Raw genomic sequence first — 15306 nt, 5'->3', positions numbered from 1 at the left:
ATTTTCCTCTTTCTATTTTAGTACACCAACGGTTGCAGAACATTCGATTTCTACATAGCCTGCTGCCCCCTGGCGTTTTATGGTAATCTTTACAACATCTCCCGGAGTCTGCCCGGATAACACATTCTTATATGCCTGCGCTGTCTCTACATTTTCTCCGGCAATCTTTACGATGACGTCACCGCTTTGCAAGCCTGCCACCATCGCCGGGGAATCAATTCTCACTGATTTAATATATACGCCCTTTGGTATGTCATATTCCTTTTCAATGTCAGATGTTACAGAAGTCAGTTTCAGTCCAAGATACGGAATATCCTGTCCATTGGAAAGCTTCTCGATAATGTCTTTCAACTGGGAAACGGAAATTGCGGTCAGCGTATTCTCATCGCCGCTGCTGTAATCCTGCATAACAATTCCAACCACTTCACCAGAGAGATTGACCAGTACACCACTTCCCTGACTACTGCCCACAATATCTGTTGTCAGTACATTGTAGTTTGCATCAAAGGTGGAAATGCTGTTAGAAGTCGATGTAATATTTCCTGTCAATATGGAGAAATTCGTTCCCAGCGGACTGCCCAGTGCCAGCACAACGCTGCCCCGTGTGGTCTGAAGTGAATTTCCAAGCACTGCCACTTTAATTCTGCCCAGAGTGCTTTCTTCGATGTCGGAACGTTTTACATTTAAAATCGCAATTCCGGTATTTCCGTCATAGTTTTTAAGCTCCGCTTCTACGGTGCTGTTATCAAGGAAGGTCACATGAATGGATTTTGCTCCGCTTATGACCTTGCGCTCTGTCATAATCAGAAGCTCCTGACCGGTATCCGCAATAATGACTCCACTTGCCTGTCCCTGTCTCTCATAAGGCGTGTTAAACCAGTCCACATCACTGGTCACACCTGTCACCGTAACAATGGACTTATTTGCTTCGCTTCCAATCGCATAAAGCTTACTCTGTAATTTCTGATATTCCTCCGGTGTAAGCTCTTTTAAGCCTTCTTCTACATCCGGCTCGTCTACACCTGTCTCCGTGGAATTTGTCTCTTCTTCCGTATCCGGCTGTACCTCTTCATCTTTCGGGATGCTCACCTTGATATCCTCCGGCTTATTCAGCCACTCTTCCATCACCGGGCGCATCCATGTAAATACAAAACAGGATACAAGTCCAAAGACAACCGCAAGCACAACCGTAAATGCCATTTTTAAAATAATACGTCTCTTATTTAACGGCTTGTTCTTGATTTTCTCTTTGATAAATGCAAATTCCTCTTTTTCATTTTCTGACATAGGGAATCCTCTTTTCTACTGTAAATACAACCATTTTTAATTATACTTTCTATCTGCCTATGTTGCAACATTTTTTAAAAAAGATGCCGGAATGTAAAAAACGTGCCAATTTCGTCATTTATCCGGAAACTTATTTTCAACCGCCCTTTTCACCACAATCGGTTTGGGGTATAATAGAAGCAGTGATTTTTAGTACATTTTATGGAGAATATTTATGAATCAAAAGGTTTTAAGAACATTAGAATATAATAAAATTGTAGAGCGGCTCGCGGAGTATGCTTTCGGTGCGGATACCAAGGAACGCTGTCTTTCCCTGCTTCCTTCCACCAGCCTCTCAGAGATTACCAATGCACAGCAGCAGACTAAGGATGCCATGAACCGCAGCCTGAAAAAGGGACGGCTTGACTGCTCCGGTATCAAACCGCTTTCTTCCGCCATCCGGCGTGTGGAAATCGGCGGAACCATGAATATCGAAGAGCTTCTCGGCCTCTGTAAATTATTAGAGACTGCCCGCCGGGTCAAAGCCTATGGCAGAAAGGAACGGGAAGATATTCCATCTGATTCCCTGAGCGAACTTTTTGATGGTTTAGAACCTCTTAGTCCTCTTTGTGATGAGATCCGCCGCTGCATCATTTCTGTGGATGAAATCAGTGATGATGCCAGCAGTAATTTAAAATCCATCCGCCGTTCTATCCGCTCAACCGGCGACCGTATCCATGCGCAGTTAAACCAGATGTTAAATAACCAGAATGTCAGAAACTGCCTGCAGGATTTTGTCATTACCATGCGTAACGGCCGCTACTGTCTTCCAGTAAAAGCCGAAGCCAAATCCCAGATTACCGGTATGGTGCATGACCAGTCCTCCAGCGGTTCTACTCTTTTCATTGAGCCAATGGCTGTGGTAAATCTGAACAACGAATTAAAAGAATTATCCATCAAAGAGCAGGACGAAATTGCCGTTATTCTTGCCACTTTATCGGCAAAAGCAGGGGAATATATTCCTGCCATTGAAACCGATTATCAGATTTTAACAGAGCTTGATTTTATATTTGCAAAAGCAGCTTATGCCTTGGAATACAATGGAATTACACCGCATTTTAATACAGAACGGAAAATTCGTATTTTAAAGGGCAGACACCCTCTGCTGGATGCAAAAAAAGTAGTTCCTATCGACATTTCCTTAGGCAGCGATTTTGACCAGCTTGTCATTACCGGACCGAATACCGGTGGTAAAACCGTTTCCTTAAAAACTGTGGGACTTCTCTCTCTGATGGGACAGGCGGGACTTCCGATTCCTTCCGGAGACCGCAGTGAGCTTGCTGTTTTTGACGATATTTTTGCAGATATTGGAGATGAACAAAGCATTGAGCAGAACTTAAGCACATTTTCTTCCCATATGACCAACATTATCCACATTTTAAAAGAAGCCAATGAACATTCCCTGGTTCTCTTTGATGAGTTATGTGCCGGAACCGACCCTACGGAGGGCGCTGCCCTGGCAGTTTCTATCTTATCTTATTTTCACAGTCGAGGCATCCGTACCATGGCGACCACCCACTACAGTGAGATTAAGATTTATGCCTTAACTACCAGTGGAATTGAAAATGCCTGCTGCGAATTTGATGTAGAGACCTTAAGTCCGACTTATCGTCTTCTCATCGGTATTCCGGGAAAAAGTAATGCCTTTGCAATTTCCAAAAAACTCGGTCTTTCCGATACTTTAATTGAGGATGCCAGAACCCGTATCAGCAGTAATGAACAGAATTTTGAAGATTTACTTTCCGACCTGGAAGCAAGCCGCATCACCATAGAGAAAGAACAGGCCGAAATCAACCGTTACAAATCAGAAATTGCTGCATTAAAACAGCAGTTAAAGAACAAGCAGGAAAAATTAGATGAAAGCCGGGATGCCATTCTTCGTAAAGCAAAAGAAGAAGCAAACCAGATTCTGCAGGAAGCCAAAGATACTGCAGATGAGGCAATCCGTAATTTCAATAAATATGGCACTACCAGACCTTCCATTCAGGAAATGGAAAAACAGCGTACCAATATCCGGGAGAAAATGGCTGCCAATGAGAAAAAGAGCTCAAAGGAAAAAGATACTGCCATCTACAATCCAAAGGTTCCAAAGAAGCTTCGTATCGGTGACAGCGTAAAAGTATTAAGTATGAATTTAACCGGAACGGTACACTCCCTGCCGAATGCAAAGGGTGACCTCTTTGTGCAGATGGGAATTCTCCGCTCCCAGGTAAACATCAAGGATTTAGTACTAATTGAAGATGCTGCTCCGGGCAGCAAGAAATATGCCAAGACCGGTGCCGGAAAGCTTAAGATGAGTAAATCCGCTTCTGTTTCCACAGAAATCAATCTGATTGGAAAAACAGTGGATGAAGCTATTGCTCTTTTGGATAAATACTTGGATGATGCTTATCTTGCACATCTTCCTTCCGTGCGCATCGTACACGGAAAAGGAACCGGTGCCCTGCGCAGTGCCGTACAGAGTCATTTGAAACGACAGTCTTATATCAAGTCCTTCCACTTAGGAGAATTTGGTGAAGGAGATGCCGGTGTTACCATTGCAGAATTTAAATAAATCAAGTATATGAACTACGTAAAACAGAAAGGAAGTTTCCTATGGCTGCAAAACAGAAAATTTTAATTGTAGATGATGATGTTAATATCGCAGAACTGATTTCCCTGTATCTCACGAAGGAATGCTTTGATACAAAGATGGTTCATGATGGGGAATCTGCTTTGAAAGAATTTGAAACCTATGCACCAAATCTGATTCTTCTTGATTTGATGCTTCCGGGCATTGATGGTTATCAGGTATGCCGTGAAATCCGGGCAAAAGCAAATGTTCCGATTATCATGTTATCTGCCAAAGGTGAAATCTTTGACAAGGTTCTCGGACTGGAGCTGGGGGCAGATGACTATATCATGAAGCCTTTTGATTCCAAAGAACTGGTTGCCAGAGTCAAGGCGGTGCTCCGCCGCTACCAGCCGGTGAAGCAGGAGCCTGTACAGCCGGATTTAAAATGTGTTACTTATCCGGATCTGGTGGTCAATCTTTCCAACTATTCCGTAGAATATTACGGCAAAACAATTGATATGCCGCCAAAGGAGTTAGAGCTTCTTTATTTTCTTGCATCCTCACCGAATCAGGTATTTACCAGAGAACAGCTTTTAGACCATATCTGGGGCTATGAATACGCAGGCGATACCAGAACCGTTGACGTTCATGTAAAAAGACTTCGTGAGAAAATTAACGATCATACCGCCTGGAGCATTTCTACGGTCTGGGGCATCGGATACAAATTCGAGGTTAAAGAATGAAGAAACGACTTTATCTGAAGCTGCTGATTGGATATGTGATTTTTGGCATTCTCGGCTTTATTCTCGTATCCACCTTCAGCTCCCACTATACTTATGAATATATTGAAGATACCGAAGTTGACCGGCTTTACAAGGAAGCCAATATGATTGCATCTACCTATGCTTCAAACTATTTCAATGAAGATATTACGGTAGATGACTTGCATGACAGTCTTACCACCCTTAGCACTTATCTTTCTTCAGAAATATGGGTCATGAATACAGATGGTGATATTCTGATTAACTCCAATGCATCTGTGGACATGGACCACCTGACACACATTGACGGATTTAATGTGGCAGATTTTGGCAGCAAATATTACACCACCGGTTCTTTTTATAATTATTATGACGATACGCATCTTACGGTATTTTCGCCGATTACGATTAATTACAAGGTGCGTGGATATGTGCTGATTCACCAGCCACTTTCCGTAATCACGCACCATCATGCACATTTACTGAATATTATGTACCTGACTCTGCTTCTGATTTTTATCTGTGCAACCCTGTTACTGATTATCATTGGCTTCGAGGTCTACATCCCAATCCGCAAAATGATTAAGGGTGCTGATGCTTTTGCCGAGGGCAATTTCAGTTATAAAATTCCGGTACATAAAAATGATGAAATCGGCTATCTTGCCGCTTCTCTAAATTATATGGCAAATGAGCTGAATACCCTGGAGGATGACCAGCGTAAATTTATTTCCAATGTCTCCCATGATTTTCGTTCTCCGCTTACTTCCATCAAAGGTTATGTGGAAGCCATGTTAGACGGAACGATTCCACCGGAGATGCAGGAAAAATATTTAAATATCATTGTTTTCGAGACAGACCGTTTGTCCAAGCTCACCCAGAGCCTCTTAGAGTTAAATAAATACGGCAGCCACGGCACAATGTTAGACGTCAGCGAATTTGACATTAACCAGTTAATTAAAATGACCTGTCTTACCTTTGAGGGAACCTGCAAAGCCAAACGGATTTCCTTCCACCTGATTCTTGCCGGTAAAACACTTTATGTAAAAGCGGATATGAGCAAGATTCAGCAGGTGGTTTATAATCTGATTGACAATGCCATCAAGTTCAGCCACCATGATTCTGAAATCACCATTGAGACCACCAAGAAAAGCGAAAAAGTATTTGTTTCTGTCAAGGATACCGGCATCGGAATTCCAAAAGACAGCCAGAACAAAATTTTTGAGCGTTTCTACAAAACCGACCTGTCCCGTGGAAAGGACAAGAAGGGTTCCGGTCTTGGACTCTCTATCGTAAAAGAAATTATTCAGGCACATGATGAAAATATCAACGTCATCAGTACCGAAGGAGTCGGCACAGAATTTATCTTCACCCTGCCGGCAGCCCAGCGTGAAGAGTTATAAGGCAGTTTTATAAACCATCTATATAGGCTTTCCTGCTGCTTATTTGAATTATTTTACAAAGCTTTTAATCTTTGCATAAATGTTATCTGCATCCAGCCCATATTTTTTAAGCAGTTCCACTGCCGGTCCGGACTCGCCGAACGTATCGTTGATTCCGATTTTTAAAACCTGAGTCGGAGCCTTCACCGCAAGTGCATCACATACCGCGCTTCCAAGTCCGCCAATCACGGAATGCTCCTCTACCGTGACAATTTTGCCGGTCTCTTTTGCTGCTTTAACAATCAGGCCCTCATCGAGTGGCTTGATTGTATGAATGTTAATCACCTTTGCCTCGATACCGTCTTCTTTCAGTTTTTTGGCAGCCTCAAGGCTATTGCTCACCATTGCACCGGTTGCAACAATTGTCAGATCCTTTCCCTCGCGAAGAATTTCGCCTTTTCCAATCTCAAATGTATAATCTGACTCATTGTGGATGACTGGAAGTGCCAGTCTGCCAAATCGTAAGTAGACCGGTCCTTCATACTTATAGGCCGCCTTCACGGCTACACGTGCTTCCACATCGTCCGCCGGGCTAATCACAACCATACCTGGAATCGTCCGCATCAAAGCAATATCCTCGTTGCACTGATGTGTTGCTCCGTCCTCGCCGACGGTAATTCCTGCATGCGTCGCACCAATCTTCACATTCAGATGCGGATATCCGATAGAATTGCGTATCTGCTCAAATGCTCTTCCTGCTACAAACATCGCAAAAGAACTGATAAATGGAACCTTTCCACATGTAGAAAGTCCTGCTGCAACACCAGTCATATTTGCTTCTGCGATCCCACAGTCAATAAAACGTTCCGGATATGCTTTCTTAAATACAACAGTCTTGGTGGCAGCTGCCAGGTCTGCATCTAAAACAACAAGATTTTCATGCTCCCTACCCAATTCGACCAATGCATTGCCGTAACTGTCACGTGTCGCAATCTTCTTTACTTCTGACATAATGCTTCACCTGCTTTCTCTAATTCTTCCATTGCTGTCTCATATTCCTCTTTGTTCGGTGCCTTGCCATGCCAGCCTACCTGGTTCTCCATGAAGGAAACACCTTTTCCTTTGATCGTCCTGGCAATAATCGCAGTAGGCTGTCCCTTGTGCTCACGGGCTTTCTTGAAAGCTGCTGCAATCTCGTCAAAGTCGTTTCCGTTGATGCTGATCACATGGAATTTGAATGCTTTAAATTTCTCGTCGATTGGATATGGGGAATTGACCTCTTCTACCGTTCCGTCAATCTGTAAGTTATTGTTGTCCACAATTACAACCAGATTGTCAAGCTTGTGGTTGGCAGCCAGCATGGAAGCCTCCCAAGCCTGACCTTCCTGAATCTCTCCGTCACCGAGCAATGTGTACACACGGTAATCCGCATGATCCATCTTACCCGCCAGAGCCATACCTACGGCTGCGGAAATGCCCTGTCCAAGTGAACCGGATGACATATCCACGCCCGGTATATGCTTCATATCCGGATGTCCCTGCAGGAAACAGCCTACATGACGAAGGCCTTTTAATTCTTCTTTATCAATATAGCCACGCTCCGCAAGGGCAGAATATAATCCCGGCGCTGCGTGTCCCTTGGATAATACAAAACGATCTCGATCCGCTTTCCCAGGATCCTTCGGTTCAACATTCATCTCCTCAAAATAGAGATAAGTCAATATATCCGCTGCGGATAATGATCCACCTGGATGACCGGAATGTGCATGATACACAGCGGTCACAATATTTTTACGCACCTCATTTGCTGTCTTTTTTAATTCGAGTTCTGTCATGCTGACTCCTTTCTACCTTCTACTTTTCACCCGTTGCCAGACAATCTGCAATCAGTCCGGCAAAACGCTTTGCATCCCATGCAACCCTTCCTACATATAAGCCATCAATATCCGGCTGTACAAAAAGCCTAGTAGCATTCTCAAGATTCACACTTCCGCCATACAGTGCCGGAACAACATCTGCGGCTTCGCCGTACAGTTCTCTTAATGTCTCTCGGATCACATGATGCTTTTCCTGTGCATACTCCACTGGTGCTGGTATACCATTGACACCAATCGCCCATACCGGCTCATATGCAATCCATACTTTATCCAGATCCTCTGCCGCAATTCCATGCAGACCAACCTTGATCTGTGTACGCAGTACCTCATCTGCGATACCGTACCCTTTCTCTTCTTTCGTCTCGCCGATGCATAGAAGACCGGTAAAGCCGTGCTTCATCGCGGCGAGCATCTTCTTGTTTTCCTCAATGTTGCTCTCTCCAAAGACATGTCGGCGCTCGGAATGACCTACCATTACAAGGTGAAGGTCAAGTTCCTCTAACATAACCGGAGAAATCTCACCGGTAAACTGACCTTCATCCTCCCAGCACATATTCTGTGCACCAAGATGGATTTCGGACTGATCCGTACTTTTTGACGCTGTTTCCAAAGACGTGTAAGACGGCAGAATGAACAATTCCATATCCGGATTCTGCATGCAAAGCTCTCTCGTTCTGTCTGCCAGCTCCTTCAGATAGCTTTCCGTCTGTGCGACATTCTTATACATTTTTAAATTACTGCCAAAATATTTCTTTCGTTTCATATGCTTTACCTGCTTATCTATTCTGATCGTACTCCACAAACGCATCAACTTTCGGCTGTGAAGCACATCCCTTTACAAATTCGTTCTCGAAAAACGCCTCAACTAACAGTTCTCTTACTTTGCTTCCAGTTGTAAAAGCTCCCATGCAGATGATGTTTGCATCATTACTCAAACGCGCTCTTTGTGCGGAATAAACATCCGAAACCAGTGCCGCGTATGCACCTTTTACTTTATTTGCGGATATGGACATTCCGATTCCGGTTCCGCAGATTAAAATTCCTCTGTCGTACCCACCGGAAGCGACTGCTTCGCTGACCTTAATGGCCACGTTTGCATAGATTGAATCTTCACTTCCGAAATCCTCTACAGTTCCGTATCCCTTCTTCTCAATAAATGCTATAACCTCTTCTTTTTCCTTCTGTGCGTTTGGGTCGCATCCGATTGCTATCTTCATATTACTTATTCTCCTTTCACAAATTCTCTCATGCTCTGGAAGATCAACCATGTTGAGGTTGCACCTGCATCCTGGAATCCCAATGCTCTCTCGCCGAGTGATTTTGCTCTGCCAAATCTGGCGATACAATCCTTCGTATTTTCCACTCCGCGCAATGCGCCTGCCTCTGCCTCTTCGAGCATTTTCTCCAAACCTTCGGTGTAATGCTGCTGCATTGCTTCTACCGCTGGTGCCAGCGCATCAACCATTGTTTTGTCTCCGACGCTTGCCTTGCCACGCTCCTGGATGGCTTTCAGACTCTTCTCTTCCATTGCCTTTAAGTCCTCAGCAGTAAGGTAGTCTTTGCTCTCCGTACCAAGAGCACCTTCCAGATAAAGGCTTCCGAAGATAACACCGGAAGCACCGCCCATGCTAAGAAGCATTGCTTTACCGGCTTCCTCAAAGATACTGTATACATTTTTCTCGCCTTCCATATCAAGAAGCACTTCCTTCACATTTTTCATGCCAGTCGCCATACCGATTCCATGATCGCCATCTCCAATTGCACTGTCCACCTCGGTCAGATACGGCTCATTCGCCAGAATCTTATCCGCGATATACAAAAGCATCTGTCTGCAGTCCTCTGCATTTAACTTCTCGTAATGCTTTCCTCTCACATAAGTGCTTGCTATCCGCTGCTTCTTTTCTTTCTTCTCTTTCTTTGGTGCTGTATCTTCAATCTCATCCGCCACTTCTCCAACAGGCTCAACCGCTCCCTTTGCGTAGAATGGACAATAGCATGGCATATCGTAATATTTCCTGAGTTCATCGTCCAGTTTCATCAATGTGATAGAAAATCCACCCATTTCCTGACTGGTACAGTAGTTATTTAAATCCGTGTCATAAATCCCGATTCCATCTTCTTTTAACAGTTCGTTTAACTTACGGAACACGATTGATAGTTCTAAAATTGTTGTGGAACCTAAGCCGTTGACCAAAACACATACTTTGTCACCACGTTTCAAGTCTGAATCTTCCATAATCTGACGGTACATTTTCTCTACCAGAACATCTGCCGGTTCCCATTTGGTTCTCTCTACACCTTTTTCACCGTGAAGTCCCATTCCGTATTCAATCTCGTCCTCACCTAATTCAAAGATGGGCTTGTCCGCTCCCGGAAGCTGAGCCGGTGCTGTGGCTACTCCGATTGTACGGGTATTGTCTCTTGCCTTCTCCGTAATTCTTGTTACTTCTTCAAGTTCTAATCCTGCATCACATGCGGCTCCGGCAATCTTAATCACAAAGACATCACCTGCGATGCCTCTTCGGTCTCCCCTTCGCTCCTTTGGTGCACTCGCCACATCGTCCTGTACACGCACATGTGCGGTCTTGATTCCTTTAGCATTCAGGAACTCTTCACCCATATCAAAATTCAGATTATCGCCTGCATAACAGCCATATACAAACAAAATTCCTTTGCCTTCATCAATGCTTTTTCCAGTTTCGTAAATATTCTTCGGATCCGGTGAAGCAAAAATGTTTCCACAGCATGCAGCATCGGCAAGTCCTGCTCCTACAAAACCGGAAAACATCGGTTCATGTCCACTTCCACCGCCGATAATCAACGACACTTTGTTTTTTCTTCTGCATCGGCTGATCACACTGTTTACTTCAGGATGTTTGTAATACATATGATGATACGCCGCAATAAAGCCTTCCATCATCTCCTCTACAATGTTATCAGGATCGTTTATAATCTTTCTCATTTCTACCTCCATACCAGATTTTAATAGCTGGGGGAGTATCCCGGATACTCCCCCAGTTTTTTAGAACCACCAGTTTGTACAGTGCAATGTCATTGTGTTTGCGCAACCAATCACTGTAAACAGGATTGTATTCATGAGTGCTCCAATATAAACCTTTCCAGTCTTCTTATAGAATCTTCTGGAAATGATGGTGCACACAGTCAGGTTAATGAATAATGGCCATGTAAGCATTACGCGTGCACTATCGAGTCTTACAACTCCTTTTGAGATCAGTCCTGAGTACTGGTAGACCCAGATGCATACAAGACCAATAATGTTTGCAAGGCACATCAGTAATGTATTTAACCACTCTTTTCTTCCTGCCACCATATTGCAAAGGTTCTGACACAGTGCATTTGCAAAGTAGAATACTGCAACTAATGGGATAAATCTTAATGCAATCAGGAGCGATCCACTTGAAGGCCACTTGATCACATAGCTGATAAAACGGAAATCTACTCCGAAGAAGTACTTCGCAAAGCCTGCAACACCATATCCAAATCCAATTGATGCAAGTACGATTAAAATAGTCTTACCTACATTGGACCTGCTCATCTTTAAGTTCCAGTCAGCAGGTTTTACACCATTCTTCTTACTAACCAGGAAATAACCGATTGCGAAGAATGCTAATCCAAGGAGTCCTGCCGCACCTGTCCACATACCCTGTTCTAATGTTAATCCCTGTGGCCAGATCTTCGTTCCGAAGAGTGATCGTGTCGCGAAATCTGCTCCCTTGTGGGCACCAATCCACTGCTCTAATGGAATCATGAATGTTGCCGGAAGTAATCCGCCTAATGCTAAGAATACCCAGTAAATTACATTTCCTTTGACACCCTTTGGTGCTGTCGGAACGTAGATGTCGCTTTCCTTCTTGGCAAGTAATGTACCAAAGAAACCGGTTGTTAATAAAATACTTGCAAATGCATATACCGAGAGGAAGAATCCGATTACACCAATGGTATTAAAGAACCACTTGTACTGGATTGTAAGGCTTCCTGCATCAATGTAATTCGGTGCTTCAAAAGCATTCTGGAAGAAGTCAACCAGATTTGATGTTGTTGCCAATGAGTAATGGTTTAAAATATGTGTCTCATAAGGCTGATATAAAGCACGGATATATTTCTCCTCAGAACCCTGTACAGTTCCTTCGTAGATCTTACCAACTTCAACATCATCGCCTTCCTGCAAATCATAATTATCAAGCTCGTTAATGAGAACTCTTGCATTGGCTGACTTATAGAAGTTTTGCGGTCCACCGGCTTCTGTCTGATAGTTGTTCTCATCTAACTGTCCGGCATCAATACCATAATCGACATCGTAGTATAACGGAATCTCGTCGCCGCTGTCCGGTGTGTCATCCGGATCATAATTTAAATGATCCTGCCATACACCATCAATGTTTAGCTGCTGATTTCCCATAAGGAATACTGCTGCTACCTGATTTACACCACCGTTTGCTTCCTGAATCTTGTTGTAAGCAAGGCAGGCATTCGCCATCTTACCGCCAAGAGAATGTCCTGTGATACCGATCTGATCCTTATCTACAAATGAAAGGCTGTTGTAAGCGTAATTTACAACATCACACATTCCTGATCCAGGAGATGTAGAAATATCCTCAAATGCAGAACCCGGGTTCGCGGTTACTGTAAAGAAAGCATCCATTGGGTTGTCTTTGTAGTTATCGGAATCTCCATGTCCGTCACAGTCCATGGACAATACAACAAATCCTCTCTTTGCAAGTTCCAGACAGGTGTAATCCTGTGTCTCTTTTGCATCGAAACTACCATGTAATGTTACAACACACGGTGCAGGCGTCTCAGCCGTTGCATTTTCCGGTTTGTACATTACGAGTGCTATCTTGTGTCCGTTTGCATCCTCAATACTAAAGTTCTGTACTTTGATGTGTCCAAAGTTCGTATTGACGAGACTTGCGCCGATCATACTGATCAAACAGATGATAAGTGCTACGACAAGCAGTCTCACATACTTTTTTCTGCTTAAATTTACCATATCGTTCTCCTTTACTTTTGTATATTGTAGTGCACTTCATACGTTGTAATTATTTTTTACCACGAATTTTTATGTACATCAAATCCAAATTTGTTAGTTTTTGAACAATTTCTAACATTTTTATATTTTTTGTTACTTCGCACATTTTCTCAATATTTCTTTATTTTCCAATATTTTCTTAATATTTTCATTTTATCAGTATAACTATTTTCCACAATCCAAATATTGTTTTTTTGTATATTTTTCATGAATCAAACATTTTTGAACATTTTCTAACATTTTCAAGTTGTATTATGTTATACTTTATACAAATAACTTGTGATTTTTTTAATGAGAGGTGAACATATTGAAGAAAAAGGAGCAACGAATCAATGAAATCTATTCCTTTTTGCAGGAATCACCTTCCCTATCGGTCAAAGATCTCTCGGAAATGTTAAATGTATCCGAGATGACGATACGGCGGGATCTGAAATATTTAAAAGAGAATAACCTGCTTGTGCGCAGTCACGGAATCCAGTTGCCGGTCAACGACAAGTCTATGATTACAAATATTGAAAGCGAATACACGCTTCACTCGGAACAGACGAAGTTTGCGAAGGAAAAGCAGATGATAGGACAGTTTGCCGCGTCACTAATTCAACCGAACGACACCATCATCCTCGATTCCGGTACAACGATTGCAGCTATGGCATATTTTATTCCGGAACATATTAATCTGAATATTACATGTTATAACTACTATACATTAACGCAGCTTTTCCCAAAGGAAGGCATCCAGCTCACGTTAGCAGGCGGTCTGCTGCACAAGGCAGATCAGATGTTTGAATCTTCCTATGCCAATGAACTGATCAGAAGCCGCCGCGCCAGCAAGTTCTTCCTTGCTGCATCCGGTATTCACGAAGCACTCGGCATCACCTGTGCGCACAACTATGAAGTTCTGACGAAAAAGGCGGCAATGAGCTCTTCTCTTTCCACAATTCTCGTAGCAGACTCCAGCAAGTTTGGACTGGTACGTTCTGCTTTTGTTGCACCGCTCAATTCCGTCGATGCAATTGTCACAGACAGCGGCATTACGGATGAATGGAAAAACATTATTCAGGATATGGGTATCAAACTTTATATCGTATAGGAGGAGGATTTTTACCATGACACAGCATATAAATTTACCTAATTGCATCGTTGCGCAATCCGGCGGTCCGACCGTTGCAATCAATGCCAGTCTTGTGGGCGTCATCTGCGCATCTATTGGACATTATGGAACAGTCTACGGTTCGATCAATGGTATTCTCGGTATTCTGAACCAGCATTACTTAAATCTTACGGAGCTGGCGGCTTCCGGCAAAGATACATTACAGCGGCTTGCAACTACACCGGCCATGTATCTGGGCTCGTGCCGCTACAAATTAAAGGATTACCATGAAGATGCATCTGATTATGAGAAGATTTTTGCACAATTTAAGGCTTTAAACATTAAGGCATTTTTCTATATCGGTGGAAATGATTCAATGGATACCGTGTTAAAACTTTCCTCTTATGCTGACTCAATCGGCAGCAATATTCAGATTATAGGCATCCCAAAGACCATCGACAACGATCTTATGATTACCGATCACACTCCGGGCTTTGGCTCTGCTGCAAAATACATCGCATCTACACTCCTTGAGATTGCGCATGACACGATTATTTATCCAGTTAAAAGCGTTACGATTATCGAGATTATGGGACGCGACGCCGGCTGGCTGACGGCTGCATCCGCACTCGCTCGCAATTCATATTGCAGCGCGCCGCACCTGATCTATCTTCCGGAGAGTGATTTTAACACCGAAAGTTTTGTTGAAGATGTGCGTGATCTTCTCACCGTGCAAAACAATGTGATTGTCGCCGTCTCAGAGGGAATTCATGACAGTAACGGCAACTACATCAGCGCTGGAGAAAACTCTTCCGACACATTCGGTCACAGCCAGTTGAGTGGCGCCGGAAAAGCTTTGGAACTTCTGATCAGGGCAAGCCTTCCTGTCAAGGTCCGCTCCGTTGAAATTAACATCCTGCAGCGCTGCGCAGTGCATCTCTCCTCTGCCACCGATTTAAAGGAAGCATTCTTATCCGGAGAGAAAGCCGTATCGTTGGCTCTGCAGGGTGTCACCGCTTCGATGGTCATTATGAAACGAACCTCTGATGCACCCTATACCATTACATACGACTACGCAGAGATCAAAAATATAGCAAACGAAGCGAAATCCGTTCCGCGCGAATGGATTAATGCCAGAGGCAACAATGTCACGTATGAGATGCTTACTTATCTCACCCCGCTGATACAGGGCGAAGTTCCGATTGCATATCACAACGGACTTCCAAACTATATGGATGTATCACATCTTTCGTCTCAAGCATAAATTTC

General features: G+C 43.5%; 12 protein-coding genes. 5 read left to right on the top strand and 7 right to left on the bottom strand.

Features of this window, described 5'->3' with window-relative positions:
• Window positions 1–12: 12 nt before the first annotated feature.
• Window positions 13–1287 (bottom strand): S1C family serine protease, encoded by a 1275-nt coding sequence (locus tag OCV43_RS00275; protein WP_262623110.1) that lies wholly within the window; start codon window positions 1285–1287, stop codon window positions 13–15.
• Between the two features lie 214 nt (window positions 1288–1501).
• On the opposite strand from OCV43_RS00275, the gene OCV43_RS00270 reads away from it, so the two are divergent.
• The 3 genes from OCV43_RS00270 to OCV43_RS00260 are packed head-to-tail and all read left to right on the top strand — an operon-like array spanning window position 1502 to window position 6041.
• On the top strand, window positions 1502–3880 hold the full coding sequence (locus OCV43_RS00270; protein WP_262623109.1) for an endonuclease MutS2: 2379 nt from the start codon (window positions 1502–1504) through the stop codon (window positions 3878–3880).
• Window positions 3881–3921: 41 nt separating this feature from the next.
• Entirely contained in the window at window positions 3922–4623 is a 702-nt protein-coding gene (locus tag OCV43_RS00265) for a response regulator transcription factor (protein ID WP_022242749.1), read from the top strand.
• Window positions 4620–6041: a HAMP domain-containing sensor histidine kinase gene (locus OCV43_RS00260; RefSeq protein ID WP_262623108.1), complete on the top strand. Its 1422-nt coding sequence runs from the start codon at window positions 4620–4622 to the stop codon at window positions 6039–6041. Before OCV43_RS00265 ends, OCV43_RS00260 begins: the two co-directional genes overlap by 4 nt.
• 48 nt (window positions 6042–6089) lie before the next feature.
• On the opposite strand, the gene OCV43_RS00255 is transcribed toward OCV43_RS00260, so the two are convergent.
• Genes OCV43_RS00255 through OCV43_RS00230 form a run of 6 tightly spaced genes read right to left on the bottom strand, consistent with a single transcriptional unit; the run spans window position 6090 to window position 12908 of the window.
• The gene (locus OCV43_RS00255; protein WP_022242751.1) at window positions 6090–7031 is read right to left on the bottom strand and encodes a transketolase family protein; all 942 of its coding nucleotides are present in this window, start codon (window positions 7029–7031) and stop codon (window positions 6090–6092) included.
• A complete protein-coding gene (locus tag OCV43_RS00250) occupies window positions 7019–7855 on the bottom strand; it encodes a transketolase (protein WP_022242752.1) in 837 nt (278 codons plus the stop codon). Before OCV43_RS00250 ends, OCV43_RS00255 begins: the two co-directional genes overlap by 13 nt.
• A gap of 19 nt (window positions 7856–7874) precedes the next feature.
• Window positions 7875–8660, bottom strand: a complete 786-nt coding sequence (gene tpiA, locus OCV43_RS00245; RefSeq protein WP_022242753.1) for a triose-phosphate isomerase — start codon at window positions 8658–8660, stop codon at window positions 7875–7877.
• A gap of 13 nt (window positions 8661–8673) precedes the next feature.
• Entirely contained in the window at window positions 8674–9114 is a 441-nt protein-coding gene (locus tag OCV43_RS00240) for an RpiB/LacA/LacB family sugar-phosphate isomerase (protein WP_022242754.1), read from the bottom strand.
• A gap of 5 nt (window positions 9115–9119) precedes the next feature.
• A complete protein-coding gene (dhaL, locus tag OCV43_RS00235; protein ID WP_262623107.1) occupies window positions 9120–10859 on the bottom strand; it encodes a dihydroxyacetone kinase subunit DhaL in 1740 nt (579 codons plus the stop codon).
• A 60-nt stretch (window positions 10860–10919) separates the two neighbouring features.
• The gene (locus OCV43_RS00230) at window positions 10920–12908 is read right to left on the bottom strand and encodes an alpha/beta hydrolase family protein (protein ID WP_262623106.1); all 1989 of its coding nucleotides are present in this window, start codon (window positions 12906–12908) and stop codon (window positions 10920–10922) included.
• Between the two features lie 346 nt (window positions 12909–13254).
• Between OCV43_RS00230 and OCV43_RS00225 the strand changes: the two genes are divergently transcribed.
• Together OCV43_RS00225 and OCV43_RS00220 are read left to right on the top strand one after the other, a co-directional pair.
• Entirely contained in the window at window positions 13255–14037 is a 783-nt protein-coding gene (locus OCV43_RS00225) for a DeoR/GlpR family DNA-binding transcription regulator (RefSeq protein WP_262623105.1), read from the top strand.
• Window positions 14038–14065: 28 nt separating this feature from the next.
• Window positions 14066–15301 (top strand): 6-phosphofructokinase, encoded by a 1236-nt coding sequence (locus tag OCV43_RS00220; RefSeq protein WP_262623216.1) that lies wholly within the window; start codon window positions 14066–14068, stop codon window positions 15299–15301.
• Window positions 15302–15306: the final 5 nt, after the last annotated feature.

Origin of the sequence: Roseburia amylophila, assembly GCF_025567465.1 — a bacterium.
GTDB classification, from domain to species: Bacteria; Bacillota; Clostridia; order Lachnospirales; family Lachnospiraceae; genus Roseburia_C; species Roseburia_C amylophila.
This window is presented reverse-complemented; position numbering and strand designations above follow the sequence as displayed.

Coding starts and splice junctions, on each gene's coding strand:
- OCV43_RS00275 (WP_262623110.1), bottom strand. CDS start 1,287: ATGTCAGAAAATGAAAAAGAGGAATTTGCATTTATCAAAGAGAAAATC.
- OCV43_RS00270 (WP_262623109.1), top strand. CDS start 1,502: ATGAATCAAAAGGTTTTAAGAACATTAGAATATAATAAAATTGTAGAG.
- OCV43_RS00265 (WP_022242749.1), top strand. CDS start 3,922: ATGGCTGCAAAACAGAAAATTTTAATTGTAGATGATGATGTTAATATC.
- OCV43_RS00260 (WP_262623108.1), top strand. CDS start 4,620: ATGAAGAAACGACTTTATCTGAAGCTGCTGATTGGATATGTGATTTTT.
- OCV43_RS00255 (WP_022242751.1), bottom strand. CDS start 7,031: ATGTCAGAAGTAAAGAAGATTGCGACACGTGACAGTTACGGCAATGCA.
- OCV43_RS00250 (WP_022242752.1), bottom strand. CDS start 7,855: ATGACAGAACTCGAATTAAAAAAGACAGCAAATGAGGTGCGTAAAAAT.
- tpiA (WP_022242753.1), bottom strand. CDS start 8,660: ATGAAACGAAAGAAATATTTTGGCAGTAATTTAAAAATGTATAAGAAT.
- OCV43_RS00240 (WP_022242754.1), bottom strand. CDS start 9,114: ATGAAGATAGCAATCGGATGCGACCCAAACGCACAGAAGGAAAAAGAA.
- dhaL (WP_262623107.1), bottom strand. CDS start 10,859: ATGAGAAAGATTATAAACGATCCTGATAACATTGTAGAGGAGATGATG.
- OCV43_RS00230 (WP_262623106.1), bottom strand. CDS start 12,908: ATGGTAAATTTAAGCAGAAAAAAGTATGTGAGACTGCTTGTCGTAGCA.